Here is a 20,035-nt window from a genome sequence, read left to right as displayed (position 1 = left end):
TTTCCGTCTGTTCAAAGACATGAAATTCAATTGCAAAACTGGAGGGATTAGGATGAAATTTTTTATCGATACAGCGAATCTAGATGAAATTCGTGAAGCGCATGACCTTGGATTGTTAGCGGGGGTAACAACAAACCCAACACTTGTGGCAAAGGAAAAAGGTGTTTCTTTCCATGAACGGTTAAAAGAAATTACCAGCCTAGTTACTGGCTCTGTCAGCGCCGAGGTCATTGCACTTGATGCTGAAGGTATGATTAAAGAAGGCAGAGAGCTTGCAGCCATCGCTCCAAATATCACCGTTAAAGTTCCAATGACGCCGGACGGCTTAAAAGCGGTTCATGCTTTTTCAAAAGAAGGCATCAAAACGAACGTCACCCTTATTTTTAACGCCAACCAAGCATTGCTAGCGGCAAGAGCCGGAGCAACTTACGTATCGCCATTCCTTGGCAGACTAGATGATATTGGCCAAAACGGCTTAGACTTAATCTCCACCATCTCTGAAATTTTTGCCATCCACGGAATTGAAACAGAAATCATCGCGGCATCTATCCGCCACCCATTGCATGTAACAGAAGCGGCGTTACGCGGTGCTCATATCGCGACGATTCCTTACAAAGTATTAATGGGCTTAACGAAGCATCCATTGACAGATAAAGGGATTGAAGCGTTCTTAAAAGACTGGAATTCACGGACAGAAGCCTAGATTTCACAAATTTTTTCCATTTTCGTGTAAATTTTTTTAAATCACATACATGAAAATTATTTTTTCGTGTAAACTATAAGTTAGACAAACTGTCGGATTTTAGTTATGATGATTGGAAAAATATACCTAATAGCTCGTGCCAGGCTCGGGATTACCCTCGGGCCAAGCCGGTTCACTTTCATGTTTTTACATAGGGCTTAGAAGGGAGTCGAAAATGGAAAAACTTAAAATTGCGGGCGGATATCCATTAAAGGGGACAGTGCGGGTCAGCGGTGCCAAAAACAGTGCTGTCGCGCTTATTCCTGCCACTATTTTAGCTGAATCACCAGTAACGATTGAAGGGCTGCCGCATATTTCTGACGTTGAAATCTTGAAGGATCTCCTCGAGGAGATTGGCGGAAAGGTAAATATTAACGAGGACGAAATGACGGTTGACCCACAGACGATGATTTCCATGCCGCTGCCAAATGGCAAGGTCAAGAAGCTGCGTGCCTCCTATTATCTTATGGGTGCAATGCTTGGCCGTTTTAAAAAGGCGGTTATTGGTCTGCCGGGCGGCTGCCATTTAGGACCACGGCCGATTGACCAGCATATTAAAGGCTTCGAAGCACTTGGCGCTCAAGTGACGAACGAGCAGGGCGCAATCTATCTTAGGGCGGATGAGCTTCGCGGCGCCCGGATTTATCTCGATGTTGTCAGCGTCGGCGCTACCATCAATATTATGCTGGCCGCTGTACGCGCTAAAGGTCGGACGATTATTGAAAATGCCGCGAAGGAGCCGGAAATTATTGATGTGGCCACATTGCTGACGAATATGGGTGCAAAAATTAAAGGGGCTGGAACGGATGTCATCCGCATTGACGGAGTTGACCGTTTGAATGGCTGCCGTCATACCATTATCCCTGACCGGATTGAAGCCGGCACTTATCTGATTCTAGGTGCGGCGATGGGCGAAGGGGTACTGATTGATAATGTGATCCCACACCATTTGGAATCAGTGATTGCGAAGCTGCGTGAAATGGGAGTTCACGTAGAATCCGGTGATGATCAAATTTTTGTCAAAACCGCGCCAGAGTTAAAAGCGGTAGACATTAAAACACTGGTGTATCCAGGATTTCCAACTGATTTGCAGCAGCCGTTCACGACGCTGTTAACGCGGGCCGCTGGATCGAGTGTTGTAACCGATACCATTTATGGTGCCCGATTTAAGCATATTGATGAATTGCGGAGAATGAATGCCAATATCAAGGTGGAAGGGCGTTCGGCAATCATTAATGGTCCGATTCAGCTGCAGGGGGCTAAAGTTAAGGCAAGCGACCTAAGGGCTGGGGCATCGCTGTTCATTGCCGGTCTCATGGCCGAGGGGGTTACCGAAGTGACCGGACTTGAGCATATCGACCGCGGCTACAGCGATCTTGTCGAAAAGCTAAACGGCCTCGGTGCCACGGTCTGGCGTGAAGCGCTGACCCAAGAGGAACTGGAACATATGAAGAATATTTAGTATAGTGGATAGGGGCCGTTTTAAAGGTCCTTAGTAAACTGACTTTTTAGTATAGCACGTTTAACAACCTCTTTGTTATCAAAAAGAGAAAAAATGGGAGATGGAAGTAGCAATGGAAAGAAGTTTAACGATGGAGCTTGTTCGCGTAACAGAAGGGGCGGCACTTGCATCCGCACGTTGGATGGGACGCGGGAAAAAGGACGAGGCTGACGATGCAGCAACAACGGCGATGCGGAATGTGTTTGACACTGTGCCAATGAAAGGAACTGTCGTCATTGGTGAGGGTGAAATGGATGAGGCACCAATGCTCTACATCGGCGAAAAACTTGGGACAGGCTATGGTCCACGCGTTGACGTTGCTGTAGACCCGCTTGAAGGAACTAATATTGTGGCATCAGGCGGCTGGAATGCCTTAGCGGTTCTAGCCATTGCCGACCATGGGAATCTCTTGCATGCACCAGATATGTATATGGAAAAAATCGCTGTCGGACCTGAAGCGGTCGGCTTAATTGATATCGATGCACCGGTCATTGACAACCTTAAGGCCGTTGCCAAAGCGAAAAATAAAGATATCGAAGACGTTGTTGCTACAGTATTGAACCGTCCGCGCCACGAGCATATCATTGCACAGATTCGTGAAGCTGGTGCAAGGATTAAATTAATCAATGACGGTGACGTAGCTGGAGCAATCAATACTGCTTTTGATAACACGGGTGTTGATATTTTATTCGGTTCAGGCGGCGCACCAGAGGGTGTTCTTTCTGCCGTTGCATTGAAATGTCTTGGCGGTGAAATCATGGGGAAACTTCTGCCGCAGGATGATGCTGAAGTTGAACGCTGCAAGAAGATGGGCTTAGACATCAATAAAGTATTGCGCATGGAAGACCTTGTAAAAGGCGACGACGCCATTTTCGCAGCATCTGGTGTCACCGACGGCGAACTATTGCGCGGCGTACAATTCAAAGGATCCCACGCTACCACACATTCCATCGTCATGCGTGCCAAATCCGGAACCGTCCGCTTCATCGAAGGACGCCATAGCTTAAAGAAAAAACCAAAATTTGTGCTATAAGTTAATAAATGTTACAAGGTGTCAGGCACCATGTGAAAAATTCACATGTCCAGCTCCAGCGCCTAGCCCCTCGAGTCATAAGCCAATCCGTCCAAAAGGTTAAAAAGCAACCTTTCGGCCGGCTCGTCTTATGCTTGTCGGGGCTGACCAAGGCGCTTACGCTTTTCTTGGTGCCTGACACCAAAATAACTAGAAAGAGAAAAACTCCGAAATCTCCTAGGGGAATTCCTTCCAGATAGAAAATTTCCGACGAATCCTATATAGACTGCGTTCAGGGTTTCTGATTTGCCATAAAATGTAGTTGATTAATTTTCAGCTGAGAGGGTAAAATAGAAATTGTTTTTATATTATGCATTTTTTCTGCTATTCTATTCATTTCATATTCAACTTCTATTTATTATCCTCTATAATTAATTATTCGAAAAAACCATCTCCCGCTCTCACAAGCGGCTCGGACGGAAAAATTTAAAAGAGTGGTGTACAAATGGACTTAACAATATCAATTTTAGAAAATATGAAGCTGAAGGAGCTTTACGAGCTGGCTCGCGAGTATAAAGTAACCTATTACAGCAAATTAACGAAAAAGGAATTAATTTTTGCCATTTTAAAATCTCGTGCTGAACAGCAGGGTTATTTTTTCATGGAAGGCGTTCTAGAAATTATCCAGTCTGAAGGTTTTGGTTTCTTACGCCCAATTAACTATTCGCCAAGCTCAGAGGATATTTACATATCCGCCTCACAAATCCGCCGCTTCGATTTAAGAAACGGAGATAAGGTATCCGGTAAGGTACGCCCGCCGAAGGAAAATGAACGTTATTTCGGCTTGCTGCATGTGGAAGCGGTAAACGGCGAGGATCCGGAGTCCGCTAAGGAACGTGTCTATTTCCCAGCGTTAACACCGCTATATCCAAATAGAATGATGAAGCTGGAAACAACGCAAAAACATTTATCCACACGAATTATGGACCTAGTGGCGCCAGTCGGTTTTGGCCAGCGCGGTCTGATTGTTGCGCCGCCAAAGGCTGGTAAAACAATGCTGTTAAAGGAAATTGCAAACAGTATTACGACCAATCATCCTGATGTGGAACTGATTGTTTTATTAATTGACGAACGTCCAGAAGAGGTAACTGATATCGAGCGTTCAGTTGCCGGCGATGTTGTCAGCTCAACGTTTGACGAGGTGCCGGAAAACCATATTAAAGTGGCGGAACTTGTTCTTGACCGCGCGATGCGTCTTGTCGAGCATAAACGCGACGTCGTGATTCTGATGGATAGTATCACTCGTTTGGCGCGCGCTTACAACCTTGTCATTCCGCCAAGCGGCCGGACACTTTCCGGTGGTATTGACCCGGCGGCATTCCACCGTCCAAAGCGTTTCTTTGGGGCTGCCCGAAATATTGAAGAGGGCGGCAGCTTGACGATTTTAGCAACGGCTTTGGTCGATACTGGATCACGTATGGACGATGTCATTTACGAGGAATTTAAAGGGACAGGCAATATGGAGCTGCACCTTGACCGTTCGCTTGCCGAACGTCGTATCTTCCCGGCGCTTGATATCCGCCGCTCCGGGACGCGTAAGGAAGAATTGCTCATTCCGAAGGACCACCTTGATAAATTATGGGCAATCCGTAAATCCATGTCAGATTCACCAGACTTTGCCGAGCGCTTCCTGAAAAAATTAAGGCATACCAAGTCAAACCACGAGTTTTTCGAACAACTAGACGTGGAATTAAAAGCACGCAGATCGTAGGTTTTTGGGGTTTAAGAGCCCTCGCGGCTTTTAAAAAAATTGTATCGTTCCTAAAAATCCCAGCTTGCAAAAGTAAGCATGCGTTGTTATAATGTGTACAGTGTGTTTTTAGTAACTTCAAGTGCCTGTTTCAGACAAGCACTTTGATTTATAACTCTGTTTCGAATGATTCAGGGCGGAAGGAGATGAAAAGAATGAAAGCAGGAATTCATCCTAATTATAAAAAAGTAATGGTGACTTGTGCTTGCGGCAACACTTTCGAAAGCGGCTCTGTTAAAAACGAAATCCGCGTTGAAACTTGCTCAGAATGCCATCCATTCTATACAGGTCGTCAAAAATTCGCTGAAGCTGGCGGACGTGTTGACCGTTTCAACAAGAGATTTGGCCTTAAGCAACAATAATTTTTGCGAGGAACAGGCAAGAAGAAATCCGACTTGCCTGTTTTTTATTGGTTATGATAAAAATGAGATTGCCTTTTTGGGGGCAAAAAGCCTTGTGCAGGCACTAGGCCTAAAGGCGGCTTTAATTTAGACAGGATAATAGCAACAGCGGATGATTCGTGAGTTTTATAAGCCGCTGGGGCATGACATATATAGATTAAATACCGGTGGAAGGGTCGTTTGCGTTTGCAATGGCATCCACCGTTTTTGCGGCTGGATTTTTAAAAAAAGTCGTATAGATACTTAGTTAAAAGGGTTCGTAAGAGGAAGGAGACACCGTTTATGTATGTAATGAAGCAAAGCGGATGGGTAGAGGTTATCTGTGGCAGTATGTTTTCTGGAAAATCAGAGGAATTGATCCGCCGTGTGCGCCGCGCTCAATTTGCCAAACAAAAAATCGTAGTGTTTAAACCGAAAATTGATAATCGCTACAGCGACCAATCTGTAGTATCCCATAATGGATCTTCTTTTCAAGCGAAACCAATTTCCCATTCCATCGAAATTTTGCACCATGTGGAAGCCGATATGGATGTGATTGCGATTGACGAGGTTCAGTTTTTTGATGAGGGCATTCTCCGCGTCGTACAGCAGCTCGCCGATCAGGGCCATCGGGTAATTACCGCTGGGCTCGATCAAGACTTCCGCGGCGAACCGTTCGGCTCAATGCCAATGCTAATGGCCATCGCTGAATCCGTTACAAAGCTGCAGGCAGTCTGCTCCGTTTGCGGATCGCCGGCAAGCCGCACACAGCGCCTAATCGACGGCCGCCCGGCATCATACCACGATCCCGTCATACTAGTCGGCGCCTCCGAAAAATACGAACCACGCTGCCGCCACCACCACGAAGTACCAAAAACAGCCGCTTACCAAGCAGCGGTGGAAGAAGTATAGGTGTTTTTATAGGTTTTGTATAGGGTTCTGTTATTTTTTGTCATTAGGTGCCTGACACCAATATCCATTTTAAGGAAAGCTGCCTAAGGTTTGCGTCTTTGGGCGGTTTTTTTGTATCCTTTGGAAACAATTCACTTGTTCAGTTCCCCATTGCACTAGGGCATGATAAATGGTAATGGGAGGTGTACTACATGAAAAAATGGATGTTTCCCACGTTTATTATGCTGCTAATGTTTGCAGCTGGGTGCCAAAATGGTAAACAAAATGCGGATGATACCGCTTATGATTTGCGCAGGGACAAAAGTGCTCCGAATTATATGTCCAACAAAAACATCGCGAATAATGCTGAGGATACGTCGGATTATTTGGCGGACCGCGACAAGGGCGAGCAGCATATGGTGGAGAATGATATTACCAACCAAAACCCGAACTTCCTTGAACTAAACAGAACGGGAAGCGGCAGTGAAACAGGTGCCGGCAACCAAGCCGATGATATAAATAAGGCAAAAGAGGTCGTGGCCGCAACGAATGAGTTTGTCACCGATTCTGTTTGGATTAACGGCGACCGGATGTGGGTTTCCGTTTTTAAGAAAGGGATGTTTTCCGACCGTGGAAAAATTGATGCCGAGGCCCGTCTACACAAAAAGTTAATCACAGCCCTGCCACGATACAATATCGAAGTACGGGTGAAAGAGGACCGAAGATAGCATGCTCTGATTTCAGGGCATGTTTTTTTCAATTTTCCCCTGCGAAAAAATTTCCCAACAGAAAATGTTTTTGACCTTCGTTTTTACCTATACTATAATTAGAATGTTATGGACTAAAAAAAGAACAAAGCATTTTGCTTTTTTTATAAACATGTTATAGAAAAAATAGAGGTGAATGGACTGTGTTTGATCGTCTGCAATCAGTGGAAGATCGCTACGATAGATTGAATGAGCTGTTGAGTGATCCCGAAATTATAAATGATTCAAAAAAACTGCGCGAGTATTCAAAAGAGCAAGCCGATATCCAAGAAACGGTGCAAGCTTACCGCCAGTATAAAGAAGCGAAGTCCCAGCTGCAAGACGCAAAGGCGATGCTTGATGAGAAGCTGGATGCCGACATGCGCGAAATGGTAAAAGAAGAAGTAAACGAGCTGGAAGAACAAATTGAGCAATTAGAAGAGCGCTTGAAAATCTTGTTGATTCCAAAAGACCCGAACGATGACAAAAACGTCATCATAGAAATTCGCGGCGCGGCCGGCGGGGAAGAGGCGGCATTGTTTGCGGGAACGCTTTACCGCATGTACAGCCGTTATGCGGAATCACAAGGCTGGAAGACAGAGGTTATGGATGCCAACGAAACTGGACTTGGCGGCTTTAAAGAAATCAGCTTTATGATAACCGGGCAAGGTGCTTATTCGAAACTTAAATTTGAAAATGGCGCCCACCGTGTACAGCGTGTGCCGGAAACAGAATCTGGCGGACGGATTCATACTTCTACCGCAACGGTTGCCTGCCTGCCGGAAGTAGAAGAATTTGATATCGAGATTAACGATAAGGATATTCGTTTTGATACGTTTGCATCCAGCGGCGCTGGCGGACAGAGCGTTAACACAACGATGTCGGCCGTCCGTTTAACGCATATCCCGACAGGTATCGTCGCAACAAGTCAGGACGAACGTTCCCAGCATAAAAATAAGGATAAAGCGATGAAAATCTTACGTGCGCGTATCTACGATAAATTCCAGCAGGAAGCACAGGCGGAATATGACCAAGTGCGTAAATCAGCTGTTGGTACCGGTGACCGATCTGAGCGGATTCGCACATATAACTACCCGCAAAACCGCGTGACCGACCACCGCATCGGCTTAACGATCCAAAAGCTTGATCAAATCATTGAGGGCAAGCTGGAGGAAGTGATTGAAGCGCTAATCCTTGAGGACCAAGCGCAGCGATTGGAAAACGCCTCAAATGAGTAAAAAGGTATTCGAAGCTCTCAAATGGGCTTCTTCTTTTTTATCGGAGGCGGGCCGGGATGACAATGCTGGGGAGCTGCTGCTGCGGCATGTGAGCGGGATGTCGCGGACACAGCTGTTTGCTGGGATGAGGGATGACTTGACGGATGAAGTCTGGTTAAGGTTTCAAGAAGCGGTTCACGAGCATGCATTCGGTGTTCCGGTACAGTACATCATCGGCTCGGAAGAATTTTACGGCCGGACCTTCCTGGTGAACTCTAAGGTGCTGATCCCGAGACCGGAAACAGAAGAGCTTGTTTACGGTACACTGCAACGAATCCAGCGCCTGCTTGGGAGCAACGGCAGCGACCGGAAATCCGAAATCAAACTCGCCGACATCGGCACCGGCTCAGGCGCCATCGCCATCACCATGAAACTCGAAACCGACTGTCCACGTGGGGTGGAATCCTGTGTTTTTATGGTGTCAGGCACTGATATTTCTCCTGAATCATTGGATGTGGCGCGTGAGAATGCTGCCCGGCTGGGGGCGGATGTAGAGTTTATTGAGGGGGATTTGCTACGGCCGTTTATTAAGCGTGGTGAGCGGTTGGATGTGGTGATGTCGAATCCGCCGTATATTCCTGTAAGGGATCAGGAATGGATGTCAGAGGTGGTGACAGAGCATGAGCCGCATCGTGCGTTGTTTGCTGGTGAGGATGGGCTTGATTTTTACCGCCGCTTTATGGACGAGCTGCCGCAGGTGCTCGCACCCAAAGCGCTTGTCTGCTTCGAAATTGGCGCTGGGCAGGGCGAGTCGGTTGCAGGGCTCTTGCAAGAGACTTTTCCAGGTGCAAAAATTGAGGTTGTTAATGATATTAACGGCAAGGACCGGATGGTATTTGCGGAAATCGGCTTCGGAGAGTAGGGCTCCGAGGCCTTTATTTTTAAAAACTTGTTTTAATAGATTTTTTTCAATTTAATAGTTTAAGATTCTGGCATTTTGACCACAATGAAGATAGCGAAGGGATGGTGCCAGAAATGAGAAGTAAATTATTAGTTTGGGGATATTTATTTGTTTTATCGTTAGCTACGATGCTAAATTTATATATGCCAAAAAACGAAGCGGTCGCGAAGGAATCGATTGTCATTCCAGGGGAAGCGATTCGCCTCAGGATTCTCGCCAACAGTGACTTTGAAGAGGACCAGCAGATCAAACGGAAAGTGCGCGATGCCGTCAATGCCAAGGTCGAGCTGTGGGTCAAGGATCTGACCTCTATGGAAAAAGCGAGAGAGGTCATCCAATCCAAGCTCCCGGAAATTCAAGCCATTGCTGAAAAAACAGTTCAGGAACAAGGATCGGATCAATCAGTAAAAGTAGAATTCCGCAAAGTGCAGTTTCCAACTAAACTATATGGTCAATTTTTATATCCAGCCGGAAAGTATCAAGCCATCTTAATTACCTTGGGTAAGGGTGAAGGTGCCAACTGGTGGTGCGTGCTGTACCCGCCGTTATGCTTTCTTGATTTTTCAAATGGGGTTGCCGTAACGAGTGATGGTTTTGAAGAAAGCGCAGCAGCGGCGATACCGGAAGACGGTGCTGTGACTGAGCACGTTGTCGAAGAGACAGCGGAAACTCCAGAGCAGCCGGCAGCTGAATCTAAACCGGCTGTGGAAAAACAGGAAACGGAAGTGGAACATCCACAAACGGAAACTGTGGATAAGACAGAATCGGTGGATAAATCTGAAACATCTGTGGATAAGTCTGAATCTTCTGTAGATAACTCCAAAGAAACAATTCCTGTAGTAAAACCAGAACCTAAATACGAAAAAGAAGTACCTGTTGAAAAGCCAGAAGCAGATTCTAATAAAGGATCAGTTGAACAATCGGAAGCAGATTCTAAAAAACTTGTGGACACCACACCAGTGTACACAAAAGAAGATGAGCAGCCGATCAAAGTGAAATTTTTCGTAGTCGAACTGTGGGAGAAACTGTTTAACTAAGACAAGGAACCAGTCCTGAATTCGGGGGTGGTTCTTCTTTTATTTTTGTGGACGGATAAAACTTATTTTTCGACGGGTAAATTGGGAAAATAGACGGGTAAAGTTCGATTTTAGGCGGGTAATCCAACAAAGTCGACGGGTAAACACCCATCTCCCGGCGCAAGACATCATAGGAATCCTCTTATTTAAAAAATTTAGTAGAATCAATGTTCTATTTCTCCTATTTTTCCATATTCATAGAATAGAATTTAAAAAAATGAGGTGGAAAAGGATGCAGGCTTTGATTCGGAAGGCGAATATAGAGGATTTGGTCCCATTGAAGGAATTTTTGGAGAGGGCTAATCTTGGGACGGATGGACTAACGGCTGAAACGATTGGCTCGTTTCTAATTTTGGAGGATGGGAACAGCGAAATAAAGGGTACACTTGGAATGGAAGTATTTCAAGGGGCTGGGCTGCTACGGTCATTAGTCGTTTCGCCGGGACAAGCCGAAAGGGAAATTTTCGTCCTGTTTGACCAAATGGTGAAGTTTGCGAAAGAAAAGGGCATGGAGAGTTTATTTTTAGCCACCAATAAAGCGGTGACGGTACCGTTTTTTGAACTGATGGGCTTTAAGCAGGTCGAACGCAGCGAGCTGCCGGGCAATTTTTTTAATTCCGAGCATATTCGACATATTCTAAATGTGGATAACTCGTTGTTTTTAAAACTTTCCTTATAACTTTGTGGATATATCGCCAAAGTTATCCACTTTTTCTGATAACTTATGCACAAATTGTGGATAAAGCTTGTATTTATGCCCACCTTCTTTTATACTTTCAAACGTATTATGTGAAAAATATGTGTCAAAGCGCCTGAATTCGCCAAAATTCGATAAAGGCCTGAAAGAATATGAAGGTGGATAACTTATGAACACAAATGTTTGGAAAGTGGATAAGTGTGTGGATAAATTAGAAAGTAATCCACATATTGTGGATGCAGCACATTTTTTACGGGAAAATGAAGTGGTGGCTCTGCCGACGGAGACAGTTTATGGGCTTGGCGGGAATGCCGAGAATGATGAGGCGGTAACGAAAATATTTGCCGCGAAAGGGCGGCCGGCGGATAATCCGTTAATTATCCACATTGCTGACAAAGTGCAGCTGGACCGATTTGTAAAAGAGGTTCCGGAAAAAGCTAAAAACTTAATCGACGCGTTCTGGCCGGGACCGCTGACGATTATTTTTAATAAGAAAGAAGGCGTACTGTCGGAAAAGGCGACGGCGGGTCTTAGCACTGTCGCCGTGAGAATGCCGGACCATCCGGTGGCATTAGCGTTGTTCCGAGAGTGCGGGCTGCCGATTGCCGCACCGAGCGCCAACAGCTCCGGTAAACCGAGTCCGACAACGGCCGATCATGTTGTGGATGATTTGAACGGGAAAATCGCCGGTGTTCTCGACGCAGGACCGACTGGAGTGGGTGTAGAGTCAACGGTGGTTGACTGCACCGAGGAAATTCCGGTCATCTTAAGACCAGGCGGAGTCACGAAAGAACAGCTGGAAGAAGTCGTCGGCGAAGTTCGGGTGGACCCGGCATTAACAAATACGGAAGGGGACGCCCGCCCGAAAGCGCCCGGAATGAAGTACCGCCACTATGCCCCCAATGCGCCGCTTTATTTGGTGTCAGGCACCAGAGAATTTTTGCAGCGTTTGGTAGATGAAAAGCGGCAGGAAGGTTTGCGGGTAGGGGTGTTGACGACGGAGGAGCATAGTACTGAGTTTGCTGCAGATGTTGTATTGGCTTGCGGCCGGCGTGCGGAGCTGGAGACGGTTGCGGCTGCGCTCTATGATACATTAAGGAAGTTTAATCAAGTTGATGTGGATGTTATTTTTAGCGAAATGTTCCCGACCTCAGGAGTGGGGCTCGCGATCATGAACCGCCTGCAAAAGGCGGCGGGGAATAAGATTATTTCCGAATAACCAGATAAGCACCGGATCCTCTTTTTAAAAGGAGGTTCGGGTGCTTTTTGTTTGGGGAAATCTCTGGTATAGCTCCAGATTTCCCAAAATGGCTTCTAAATCCCCTGGGACGTGCATAAGTTGAATTAGTTAGTCCAAGGGGGCGGGAAAGAATGACAGAAATAGTCGGTGAACTCTTAACACTTCTAATCATGGCAGCTGCACTTGGAATGGATGCCTTCTCGGTTGGACTGGGCATGGGAATGTATAAATTGCGGCTGCGAAAAATCTTTGAAATCGGCATCTTGATTGGCATCTTTCATGTCATCATGCCGCTGGCCGGAATTTTAGCCGGCAAATTATTATCGGAAAAATTCGGGACCCTCGCTTCGTGGATTGGGGGCCTGCTGTTAATCCTCCTAGGAGCGCAAATGATTTGGTCAAGCCTGAAAAAAGAAGCCGAGAGTGTCATTACTCCGGTTGGCTTCGGCCTATTACTGTTCGCATTAAGCGTCAGTCTCGACAGCTTCTCGGTCGGGCTGACATTGGGAATATACGGGGCTAAAACGGTATTGGTTATTATTTGTTTTGGTATTGTAGCAACCGTGCAAACCTGGGCCGGCCTATTGTTGGGGAGAAAGGTCAGGGGCTGGCTCGGAACGTACAGCGAGGCGCTGGGCGGGGCAATCCTGCTGGCGTTTGGAATCAAGCTGCTGGGCACGTTTTTTGGGTAGGTTTTGAACCGAGAGCTTGGAGTGGATTTCGATTTGAGGCCGAGAGCTTGGATCGGTATTTGGGATGGATTTCGCTTAAAAATCTATGGCTCGAATCGTTTTGGGGCTATGATTTTCACCTGCCCAAATACTCGAACCATTTTTTTAATAGACAAACAATGTGGTAAAATGAAATAAACAAGTAGACGGAAAGGGGGAAGCGCATATGCGGCATATTTTATTTGTTTGTACAGGTAATACTTGCAGGAGCCCGATGGCGGCGGCCATTTTGAAAAATAAAGCCCTTGAAGGCATCGAGGTGAAGTCCGCTGGGATTTTTGCGGCGAACGGCAGTGATGCATCCGAACATGCCAAGCAGGTGCTCGAGAACAACCAAATTTCCTGCAGCCATCGGTCACAGCCGCTAACAGGAGCGGAGGTGGATTGGGCTGACCTGATCTTAACGATGACAGGATCCCATAAATCTGTGATCCAGCAGCATTTCCCGCAGGCTGTGGAAAAAGTGTTCACCTTAAAGGAGTTTAGCGGCAGCGGGGCATTTGATCTGGATGTAATCGACCCTTTTGGCGGCAGCGTGATGGAATACGAGGAGACCTTCCGGGAACTGCAGCAGCTTATTGATAAGGTCATCGGAAAAATAAACGAGTAACGCTCTCCATTTTAAAAATGGAGGGCCTTTTATTTTGGTCTGAATACTTTATATTTTTCAGGCAGTATGTCAAAATTAAGACAGATTACAATCCAGGAGGAAATGGACATGAGAGTAGCACTTGCATCTGACCATGGCGGTATCCATATTCGCAAGGAAATCGCCAATTTGCTTGATGAATTGAAGATTGAATACGTTGATTTTGGCTGTGACTGTGAAACATCGGTCGATTATCCGGATTACGCGCTGCCGGTTGCGGAGAAGGTGGCGAGCGGCGAATTTGACCGCGGCATTTTAATTTGCGGCACAGGCATTGGCATGTCGATTGCAGCCAACAAAGTAAAGGGAATTCGCTGTGCCCTTTGTCACGATACGTTCAGCGCAAAGGCAACTCGGTCCCATAATGACAGCAACATTCTGGCCATGGGTGAGCGCGTGGTTGGCCCCGGCCTGGCCCGGGACATTGCGGCTGTATGGCTCACCGGCGAATTCGAAGGCGGCCGCCATGCCAACCGCGTTGGAAAAATTACCGAGTATGAGGACAAGCATCTGTAAGAGCGGAGCTAATCTTGTTGTAGGTAAATGAGTGGGGGTTCCATTGCCCGAGACGTGTGGGCAATCTCGTTTTTGGACAATGGGACCCGTTTCCATTGCCCGAACCGCGAGGGAAGTCTCGTTTTTGGCCAATGAGAGTGTGTTCCATTGCCCGAAACGCGAGGGAAGTCTCGTTTTTGGTCAATGAGAGTGTATTCTATTGCCCGAACCGCGAGGGAAATCTCATTTTTGGTCAATGAGAGTGTGTTCCATTGACCAAAGCGTGTGGGAAAACTTGTTTTGGGCAATGAAAGAGCGTTCCATTGCCCAAAACACAAAAAAATCCCGTATCAGGTCAATGAAAGCGGGTTCCATTACCCAAAATACGAAGAATACCCTCTAACCGGTCAATGAGAGTCCGTATTAAACCACTAAACTTCATTACTATAAAAAATCTCCAGAAAGGGGCGGGGATGCATGATTCACGAATGGGAAAAACAGCTGGAAACGATTTTAATGGAATTTAACGAGCAGGCATCGCTAAAACCAGGTGAGCTTTTGGTCGTCGGCTGCAGTACAAGTGAGGTCGCCGGCGAGCGAATCGGAACGGCGGGAACCTTCGAGGCCGCTGAAATGATTTTTCAAGCGTTAAAAAACTTGCAGGCAAAAACAGGGGTCGAGCTTGCGTTTCAATGCTGCGAGCACCTAAACCGGGCCATTGTTGTTGAGCGGGCCGTGGCAGCAAAGCGGCAGCTGGAAGAGGTATCTGTTGTTCCTGTCCGCAAAGCGGGCGGAGCAATGGCGACATATGCGTTTAACAACCTTGAAGATGCTGTTGTTGTCGAACATATCAAGGCGGAAGCAGGAATAGATATCGGCCAAACCTTAATCGGCATGCATTTAAAACATGTCGCCGTGCCAATCCGAGTCTCACAGAAAACCGTCGGCAATGCCCTTGTGACGCTGGCAAAAACTAGACCAAAACTCATCGGCGGTGCTAGAGCGGTTTATGAGAATAAAACCGAAAATTATAAGTGTTAGTCACTATTAATGTTCGTATTTAGGATAAATACCACCAATAAATAAGCAGTAAAATATTATTATTTTTACCAAAACCGAAAAATAGTATATTTTTGCTGTTATTCGTGCTACAATAAAAAAGGAATTTTCGAAATTATTTAATACATACTTAGGGGGACGATCGAACATGAAGCATTTGTCTCAAGCGGACGAGCAGGTTTTTAAAGCGATACAGCAAGAACTTGGCCGTCAGCGTGCAAAAATCGAACTAATTGCCTCAGAAAACTTTGTTAGCGAAGCCGTTATGGAGGCACAAGGATCCGTTTTAACCAATAAATACGCAGAAGGTTATCCTGGACGCCGTTACTATGGCGGCTGCGAATACGTCGATATCGTGGAAGATTTAGCACGCAACCGTGCGAAAGAAATCTTTGGCGCAGAATATGTTAACGTTCAGCCGCATTCAGGCGCGCAGGCGAATATGGCGGTTTACTTCACGATTCTTGAGCAGGGAGACACCGTGCTTGGTATGAATCTTTCCCACGGCGGCCACTTAACACACGGCAGCCCGGTTAACTTCAGTGGTGTTCAATATAATTTCGTGGAATACGGCGTAGATGAAAAAACACACCGCATCAACTATGAAGATGTTCGGGAAAAAGCACTTGAGCACAAGCCGAAGCTGATTGTAGCAGGTGCGAGCGCCTACCCTCGTGAAATCGACTTCGCGAAGTTCCGCGAGATTGCTGATGAGGTTGGCGCGTACTTAATGGTCGATATGGCTCACATTGCTGGTCTTGTTGCGGCAGGTCTGCACCAAAACCCAGTGCCATACGCACATTTCGTAACAACAACAACTCACAAAACTCTTCGCGGTCCACGCGGCGGGATGATTTTAACAACCGAAGAATTCGGCAAGAAGATTGACAAGTCGATTTTCCCTGGAATTCAAGGCGGTCCATTAATGCACGTGATTGCGGCTAAAGCGGTTGCCTTTGGCGAAGCACTGCAGGACAGCTTTAAAGAATATGCACAGCACATCATTGATAACGCACAGCGTTTAGCAGAAAGCCTGCAAAAAGAAGGCTTAACTCTTGTTTCCGGCGGTACTGACAACCACTTGCTGCTTGTGGACGTTTCAGCAATCGGCCTTACTGGTAAAGTGGCGGAGCACGTTCTTGACGAAGTCGGCATCACGGTAAACAAAAATACGATTCCATTCGACCAGCAAAGTCCATTCGTAACAAGCGGTGTCCGCATTGGTACGGCGGCGGTTACTTCCCGCGGCTTTGGGTTAGAAGATATGGATGAAATTGCATCTATTATTGCCCTTACATTGAAAAACCATGAGGATGAAGCAAAACTTGCAGAAGCAAGTGAACGCGTAAATACGTTAACTGATAAATTTAAACTTTATCCTGAATATTAATTCCAAGAATCGGCCTAACTATAATAGTAGGCCGATTTTTTTTACATATAAGCCAAGTATTGGAGTTGCTCATTCGATCGTTTTTCTGTAAAATTAACCGCAGTGTAAAAAATTAAATACTTCATAAAAAGGGGCGATTATTGTGGCAAAGGTTTACGTCTTCGACCACCCATTAATTCAACATAAGCTGACATACATACGTGATATCAATACGGGAACGAAGGAGTTCCGCGAGCTTGTCGACGAAGTAGCTACATTAATGGCGTTTGAAATTACAAGGGATATGCCGCTTGAAGATATCGAAATCGAAACACCAGTCTGCAAAACACAGTCAAAAGTGTTGTCCGGTAAAAAAATCGGGCTGGTACCGATTTTACGTGCAGGCATTGGCATGGTGGACGGCGTGTTAAAGTTGATTCCTGCTGCAAAGGTGGGCCACGTTGGTCTATACCGCGACCCGGAAACATTAAAGCCGGTAGAATACTATGTGAAGCTCCCAAATGATGTAGAAGAGCGCGACTTCATTGTCGTAGATCCGATGCTGGCAACAGGTGGCTCCGCGATTGATGCGATTCATGCCTTGAAAAAACGCGGCGCGAAACATATCAAATTCATGTGCTTGATTGCCGCACCAGAAGGCGTTGAAGCAGTTAAAAACGAACATCCTGACGTGGACATCTACATCGCTGCCCTAGACGAGAAGCTGAACGACCACGGCTACATCGTACCAGGACTCGGCGACGCCGGAGACCGGTTGTTCGGAACGAAATAATTTTTTGAAAGTTACCTAAGCCAGGCGGTTGACGCCTGGCTTTTTGGTGCTTAATTTATGAAGGACAAATGCTTTATGATAAAGCTCAGAATGTCTTTTATAGTGTTTTGAAAGACAAAAATCATATTAGGAAAGCCGCCGAAATGTCCTTCATCGCTCTTATGAAGACCAAAATCGTAAAGGAAAGCCCCCAAAATGTCCTTCATCAATGACAATTCTCCCATGAGAAGTTTATAATTCAAGCCATAACCCTTACCTCAAAGCGAGGGACAAAATATTCTCTACCAAACAACTGCATACTTTCCCCGCCCAATGAAAACGATATGAAAAAAGGGGACTTCTTCAAATGAAACTTCTATTATCCATGCTTCTAGCATTTCAACTATTCCCGGCTGCAAAAAACCTGACGCTGGTGTCAATACAAGCCCAAACACAACCCAAACAGCTCGTTCACCCGCCAATCCCAAAATCGACAAAAGACACCGTTGCTATTGTGGTATTGGACAAACCGCACACCGAGCAGGAGATTAAACGCCTCATCAAGCCGTACAAAGGCGTGAAGCTGAGGCGAATTTTTCATGAGGCTTTAGACGGCTTTTCCGTCCAAGGATCACCGGAAACAATTGCCCGCCTAACACAGCAGCAACAGCAGGAAAAACAAATTATCCACGTTTCGCCGGTAACCAAATACCAGGTGCAAACGGAGGAAAGTGTCAAAATTATCGGCGTCGATGAGGTCCGCAGTTTTTTTGACAGCAAGAACAAGCGGCTAACCGGCAAGGGAGTCACCGTCGGGGTCATTGACACCGGAGTCGACTACACCCATCCGGACCTTAAACTAAACTATAAAGGCGGACATGATCTAGTCGATAACGACACCGACCCGATGGAAACTCTCACCCCGGGCAGGCAGACAATCCACGGTACCCATGTGGCCGGCATTATCGCAGCGAATGGAAAAATAAAAGGGGTTGCCCCTGAAGCTCGAATCTTAGCGTATCGGGCGCTCGGTCCGGGCGGCGGCGGTACGACGGAGCAGGTGCTTGCAGCGATCGACCAGGCCATCAAAGACAAAGTCGATATTGTCAACCTCTCGCTTGGCAACAGCATTAACGGACCAGATCTTCCTATCAGCCTGGCTCTTGACCGCGCTGTCGGGAAAGGCATCGTTGCGGTGGCGGCGGCCGGCAATTCCGGTCCGAATGTTTGGACGGTCGGCTCGCCGGGTACTTCGTCAAAAGCGATATCGGTCGGGGCTTCCACGCCAACAATGGAGATCCCTTATTTATTAATAGAAGGAACGCGGGATAAAATCCGGATTCAGCCGATGGAAGGCTCGGCGGAATGGGCGTTGGACCGCTCGTATGAAATGGTCGACGGCGGTCTCGGCCGGAAGAAGGACCTTCAGAATGTTCAGGGGAAAATTGTCCTCATTAAGCGCGGTACTTTCACTTTTACCGAAAAGGCAAAAAACGCGAAGGAGGCGGGGGCGAAGGCAGTCCTTATCTACAACAATATCGGCGGCGGCTTCATCGGCAATCTGGAAACGGAGATTTCCATTCCGGTCGGTTCGTTATCAAAGAAAGACGGAGATTTTTTAAAAAAACAGAAACCACAGACAGCCCGGCTCCAGATTAAGAAAGAAAAAGATCAGCTGGCCGACTTTAGTTCACGAGGCCCGGTGACAGGGACATGGGAAATCAAGCCCGATATTCTTGCACCAGGGGTGGCGATTAACTCGACGGTCCCGGGCGGATACTTGTCATTGCAGGGGACGAGTATGGCCGCACCGCATGTTGCCGGGGCCTGCGCGCTTATTAAGCAGGCGCATCCTGATTGGACGCCGGAGCAAATTAAGTCCTCCTTAATGAATACGGCTAAACCGCTTGGCGAAAAGACAGAGGCCGGGGCACCGTGGTATAGAACATCTAAACCGGAACGGCGGGAACAAAGCCAATCCAACGCTGCTGGTCTGTACCGCACCTATGAGCAGGGGGCCGGACGGATTCAAGTGGCCGATGCCATCAAAACAGAGTCGCTTGTCTCTCCCGGGAGCATTAAGTTCGGTAAGTATACGAATCAGCACAACAGGCATAAAGTACGGCTGCATGTGGAAAATACCAGCGATAAAAAGCAGGGATACTCGTTTGCGATTCCGTATCAGGAAGACGGACTCGACTGGCGGTTTCCGTTATCGTTCACATTGGGGCCGAAACAGTCAAAGGATGTGACGGTTAACCTAACAGTGGATCCGGACGTTTTTAAAAAGAAAATTCATGATGGCTATATAAAACTGTTCGCCGGTTCGAAAACCATTAACATTCCATATTTATATGTACTTGAGGAGCCGGGGTATCCGAGGGTGATGGGCTTTGAATTTGCCGAAGGGGACCAGCCAGGAACGTACCACTATGAAGTCTACTTACCAGGCGGTGCCGAGGAGTTTGGGATTGCCTTATTTAACCCAGAGAGCTTTCGGTTTGTCGGCTTTTTGGATACAAGCGTGAATGTGAAGAACGGCCTCAAAAGGCAGGAATTCACCGCAGACCAGCTGCCGCCGGAAGGAACTTACTTAGCAAAGGTATTTGCCAAAAAAGCAGGGAAAGAGGACTTTATTGAAACGATGATCACAATTTTAAAATAATTTTAAAAAAAGATATCACAAA

19 protein-coding genes are annotated in these 20,035 nt (G+C 46.7%); all 19 read left to right on the top strand.

All coding sequences use genetic code 11. The annotated features are described in order from the left end of the window. Positions 1–52: 52 nt before the first annotated feature. The 19 genes from fsa (at position 53) to A6749_RS11325 (ending at position 20,013) form a co-directional block, all read left to right on the top strand. The gene (gene fsa, locus A6749_RS11415) at positions 53–703 is read left to right on the top strand and encodes a fructose-6-phosphate aldolase (RefSeq protein WP_066389556.1); all 651 of its coding nucleotides are present in this window, start codon (positions 53–55) and stop codon (positions 701–703) included. A gap of 214 nt (positions 704–917) precedes the next feature. Continuing rightward, positions 918–2,204, top strand: a complete 1,287-nt coding sequence (locus tag A6749_RS11410) for a UDP-N-acetylglucosamine 1-carboxyvinyltransferase (protein WP_066389554.1) — start codon at positions 918–920, stop codon at positions 2,202–2,204. 112 nt (positions 2,205–2,316) lie between these two features. Beyond that, the gene (glpX, locus tag A6749_RS11405) at positions 2,317–3,276 is read left to right on the top strand and encodes a class II fructose-bisphosphatase (RefSeq protein ID WP_066400931.1); all 960 of its coding nucleotides are present in this window, start codon (positions 2,317–2,319) and stop codon (positions 3,274–3,276) included. A 484-nt stretch (positions 3,277–3,760) separates the two neighbouring features. Further along, positions 3,761–5,026: a transcription termination factor Rho gene (gene rho / locus A6749_RS11400; protein ID WP_066389552.1), complete on the top strand. Its 1,266-nt coding sequence runs from the start codon at positions 3,761–3,763 to the stop codon at positions 5,024–5,026. Positions 5,027–5,220: 194 nt separating this feature from the next. After that, positions 5,221–5,427, top strand: coding sequence for a 50S ribosomal protein L31 (gene rpmE, locus A6749_RS27640; protein WP_084797811.1), 207 nt, complete (start codon positions 5,221–5,223; stop codon positions 5,425–5,427). Positions 5,428–5,748: 321 nt separating this feature from the next. Then, positions 5,749–6,357 (top strand): thymidine kinase, encoded by a 609-nt coding sequence (locus A6749_RS11390; RefSeq protein ID WP_066389547.1) that lies wholly within the window; start codon positions 5,749–5,751, stop codon positions 6,355–6,357. Positions 6,358–6,548: 191 nt separating this feature from the next. Continuing rightward, positions 6,549–7,064, top strand: coding sequence for a hypothetical protein (locus tag A6749_RS11385; protein ID WP_066389545.1), 516 nt, complete (start codon positions 6,549–6,551; stop codon positions 7,062–7,064). Between the two features lie 182 nt (positions 7,065–7,246). Next, complete coding sequence (prfA, locus tag A6749_RS11380) at positions 7,247–8,320, top strand: peptide chain release factor 1 (RefSeq protein WP_066389544.1); 1,074 nt, start codon at positions 7,247–7,249, stop codon at positions 8,318–8,320. Beyond that, positions 8,313–9,221 (top strand): peptide chain release factor N(5)-glutamine methyltransferase, encoded by a 909-nt coding sequence (gene prmC, locus A6749_RS11375; protein ID WP_066389536.1) that lies wholly within the window; start codon positions 8,313–8,315, stop codon positions 9,219–9,221. The genes prfA and prmC overlap by 8 nt, the downstream gene beginning before the upstream one ends. A 113-nt stretch (positions 9,222–9,334) precedes the next feature. Then, positions 9,335–10,297, top strand: coding sequence for a stage II sporulation protein R (gene spoIIR / locus A6749_RS11370; RefSeq protein ID WP_180321125.1), 963 nt, complete (start codon positions 9,335–9,337; stop codon positions 10,295–10,297). Between the two features lie 271 nt (positions 10,298–10,568). Beyond that, on the top strand, positions 10,569–11,015 hold the full coding sequence (locus A6749_RS11365; protein WP_066389533.1) for a GNAT family N-acetyltransferase: 447 nt from the start codon (positions 10,569–10,571) through the stop codon (positions 11,013–11,015). A 187-nt stretch (positions 11,016–11,202) separates the two neighbouring features. Next, positions 11,203–12,252: an L-threonylcarbamoyladenylate synthase gene (locus A6749_RS11360; RefSeq protein WP_066389532.1), complete on the top strand. Its 1,050-nt coding sequence runs from the start codon at positions 11,203–11,205 to the stop codon at positions 12,250–12,252. Between the two features lie 152 nt (positions 12,253–12,404). Further along, positions 12,405–12,965: a manganese efflux pump MntP gene (locus tag A6749_RS11355; protein WP_066389531.1), complete on the top strand. Its 561-nt coding sequence runs from the start codon at positions 12,405–12,407 to the stop codon at positions 12,963–12,965. Between the two features lie 205 nt (positions 12,966–13,170). Further along, positions 13,171–13,614 (top strand): low molecular weight protein arginine phosphatase, encoded by a 444-nt coding sequence (locus tag A6749_RS11350; protein WP_066389529.1) that lies wholly within the window; start codon positions 13,171–13,173, stop codon positions 13,612–13,614. Between the two features lie 108 nt (positions 13,615–13,722). After that, entirely contained in the window at positions 13,723–14,169 is a 447-nt protein-coding gene (gene rpiB / locus A6749_RS11345) for a ribose 5-phosphate isomerase B (protein ID WP_066389527.1), read from the top strand. Positions 14,170–14,625: 456 nt separating this feature from the next. After that, on the top strand, positions 14,626–15,189 hold the full coding sequence (locus A6749_RS11340; RefSeq protein WP_066389526.1) for a TIGR01440 family protein: 564 nt from the start codon (positions 14,626–14,628) through the stop codon (positions 15,187–15,189). Positions 15,190–15,355: 166 nt separating this feature from the next. Continuing rightward, a complete protein-coding gene (gene glyA, locus A6749_RS11335; protein ID WP_066389524.1) occupies positions 15,356–16,597 on the top strand; it encodes a serine hydroxymethyltransferase in 1,242 nt (413 codons plus the stop codon). A 142-nt stretch (positions 16,598–16,739) separates the two neighbouring features. Then, positions 16,740–17,369 carry a uracil phosphoribosyltransferase gene (gene upp / locus A6749_RS11330; protein WP_066389523.1) on the top strand — a complete coding sequence of 210 codons (630 nt, stop codon included), beginning with the start codon at positions 16,740–16,742 and terminating at the stop codon, positions 17,367–17,369. Positions 17,370–17,715: 346 nt separating this feature from the next. Further along, positions 17,716–20,013: a S8 family serine peptidase gene (locus A6749_RS11325; protein ID WP_084797810.1), complete on the top strand. Its 2,298-nt coding sequence runs from the start codon at positions 17,716–17,718 to the stop codon at positions 20,011–20,013. Positions 20,014–20,035 lie beyond the last annotated feature (22 nt).

It is taken from the genome of Neobacillus mesonae (assembly GCF_001636315.1).
GTDB classification, from domain to species: domain Bacteria; phylum Bacillota; class Bacilli; order Bacillales; family Cytobacillaceae; genus Neobacillus; species Neobacillus mesonae.
Note: the sequence above shows the minus strand (reverse complement) of the source record. Positions and strands in the feature narration are given on the sequence as shown.

Coding starts and splice junctions, on each gene's coding strand:
- A6749_RS11325 (WP_084797810.1), top strand. CDS start 17,716: ATGAAACTTCTATTATCCATGCTTCTAGCATTTCAACTATTCCCGGCT.
- A6749_RS11390 (WP_066389547.1), top strand. CDS start 5,749: ATGTATGTAATGAAGCAAAGCGGATGGGTAGAGGTTATCTGTGGCAGT.
- A6749_RS11350 (WP_066389529.1), top strand. CDS start 13,171: ATGCGGCATATTTTATTTGTTTGTACAGGTAATACTTGCAGGAGCCCG.
- A6749_RS11410 (WP_066389554.1), top strand. CDS start 918: ATGGAAAAACTTAAAATTGCGGGCGGATATCCATTAAAGGGGACAGTG.
- fsa (WP_066389556.1), top strand. CDS start 53: ATGAAATTTTTTATCGATACAGCGAATCTAGATGAAATTCGTGAAGCG.
- A6749_RS11340 (WP_066389526.1), top strand. CDS start 14,626: ATGATTCACGAATGGGAAAAACAGCTGGAAACGATTTTAATGGAATTT.
- glpX (WP_066400931.1), top strand. CDS start 2,317: ATGGAAAGAAGTTTAACGATGGAGCTTGTTCGCGTAACAGAAGGGGCG.
- spoIIR (WP_180321125.1), top strand. CDS start 9,335: ATGAGAAGTAAATTATTAGTTTGGGGATATTTATTTGTTTTATCGTTA.
- rpmE (WP_084797811.1), top strand. CDS start 5,221: ATGAAAGCAGGAATTCATCCTAATTATAAAAAAGTAATGGTGACTTGT.
- A6749_RS11365 (WP_066389533.1), top strand. CDS start 10,569: ATGCAGGCTTTGATTCGGAAGGCGAATATAGAGGATTTGGTCCCATTG.
- A6749_RS11360 (WP_066389532.1), top strand. CDS start 11,203: ATGAACACAAATGTTTGGAAAGTGGATAAGTGTGTGGATAAATTAGAA.
- A6749_RS11355 (WP_066389531.1), top strand. CDS start 12,405: ATGACAGAAATAGTCGGTGAACTCTTAACACTTCTAATCATGGCAGCT.
- glyA (WP_066389524.1), top strand. CDS start 15,356: ATGAAGCATTTGTCTCAAGCGGACGAGCAGGTTTTTAAAGCGATACAG.
- rho (WP_066389552.1), top strand. CDS start 3,761: ATGGACTTAACAATATCAATTTTAGAAAATATGAAGCTGAAGGAGCTT.
- A6749_RS11385 (WP_066389545.1), top strand. CDS start 6,549: ATGAAAAAATGGATGTTTCCCACGTTTATTATGCTGCTAATGTTTGCA.
- rpiB (WP_066389527.1), top strand. CDS start 13,723: ATGAGAGTAGCACTTGCATCTGACCATGGCGGTATCCATATTCGCAAG.
- prmC (WP_066389536.1), top strand. CDS start 8,313: ATGAGTAAAAAGGTATTCGAAGCTCTCAAATGGGCTTCTTCTTTTTTA.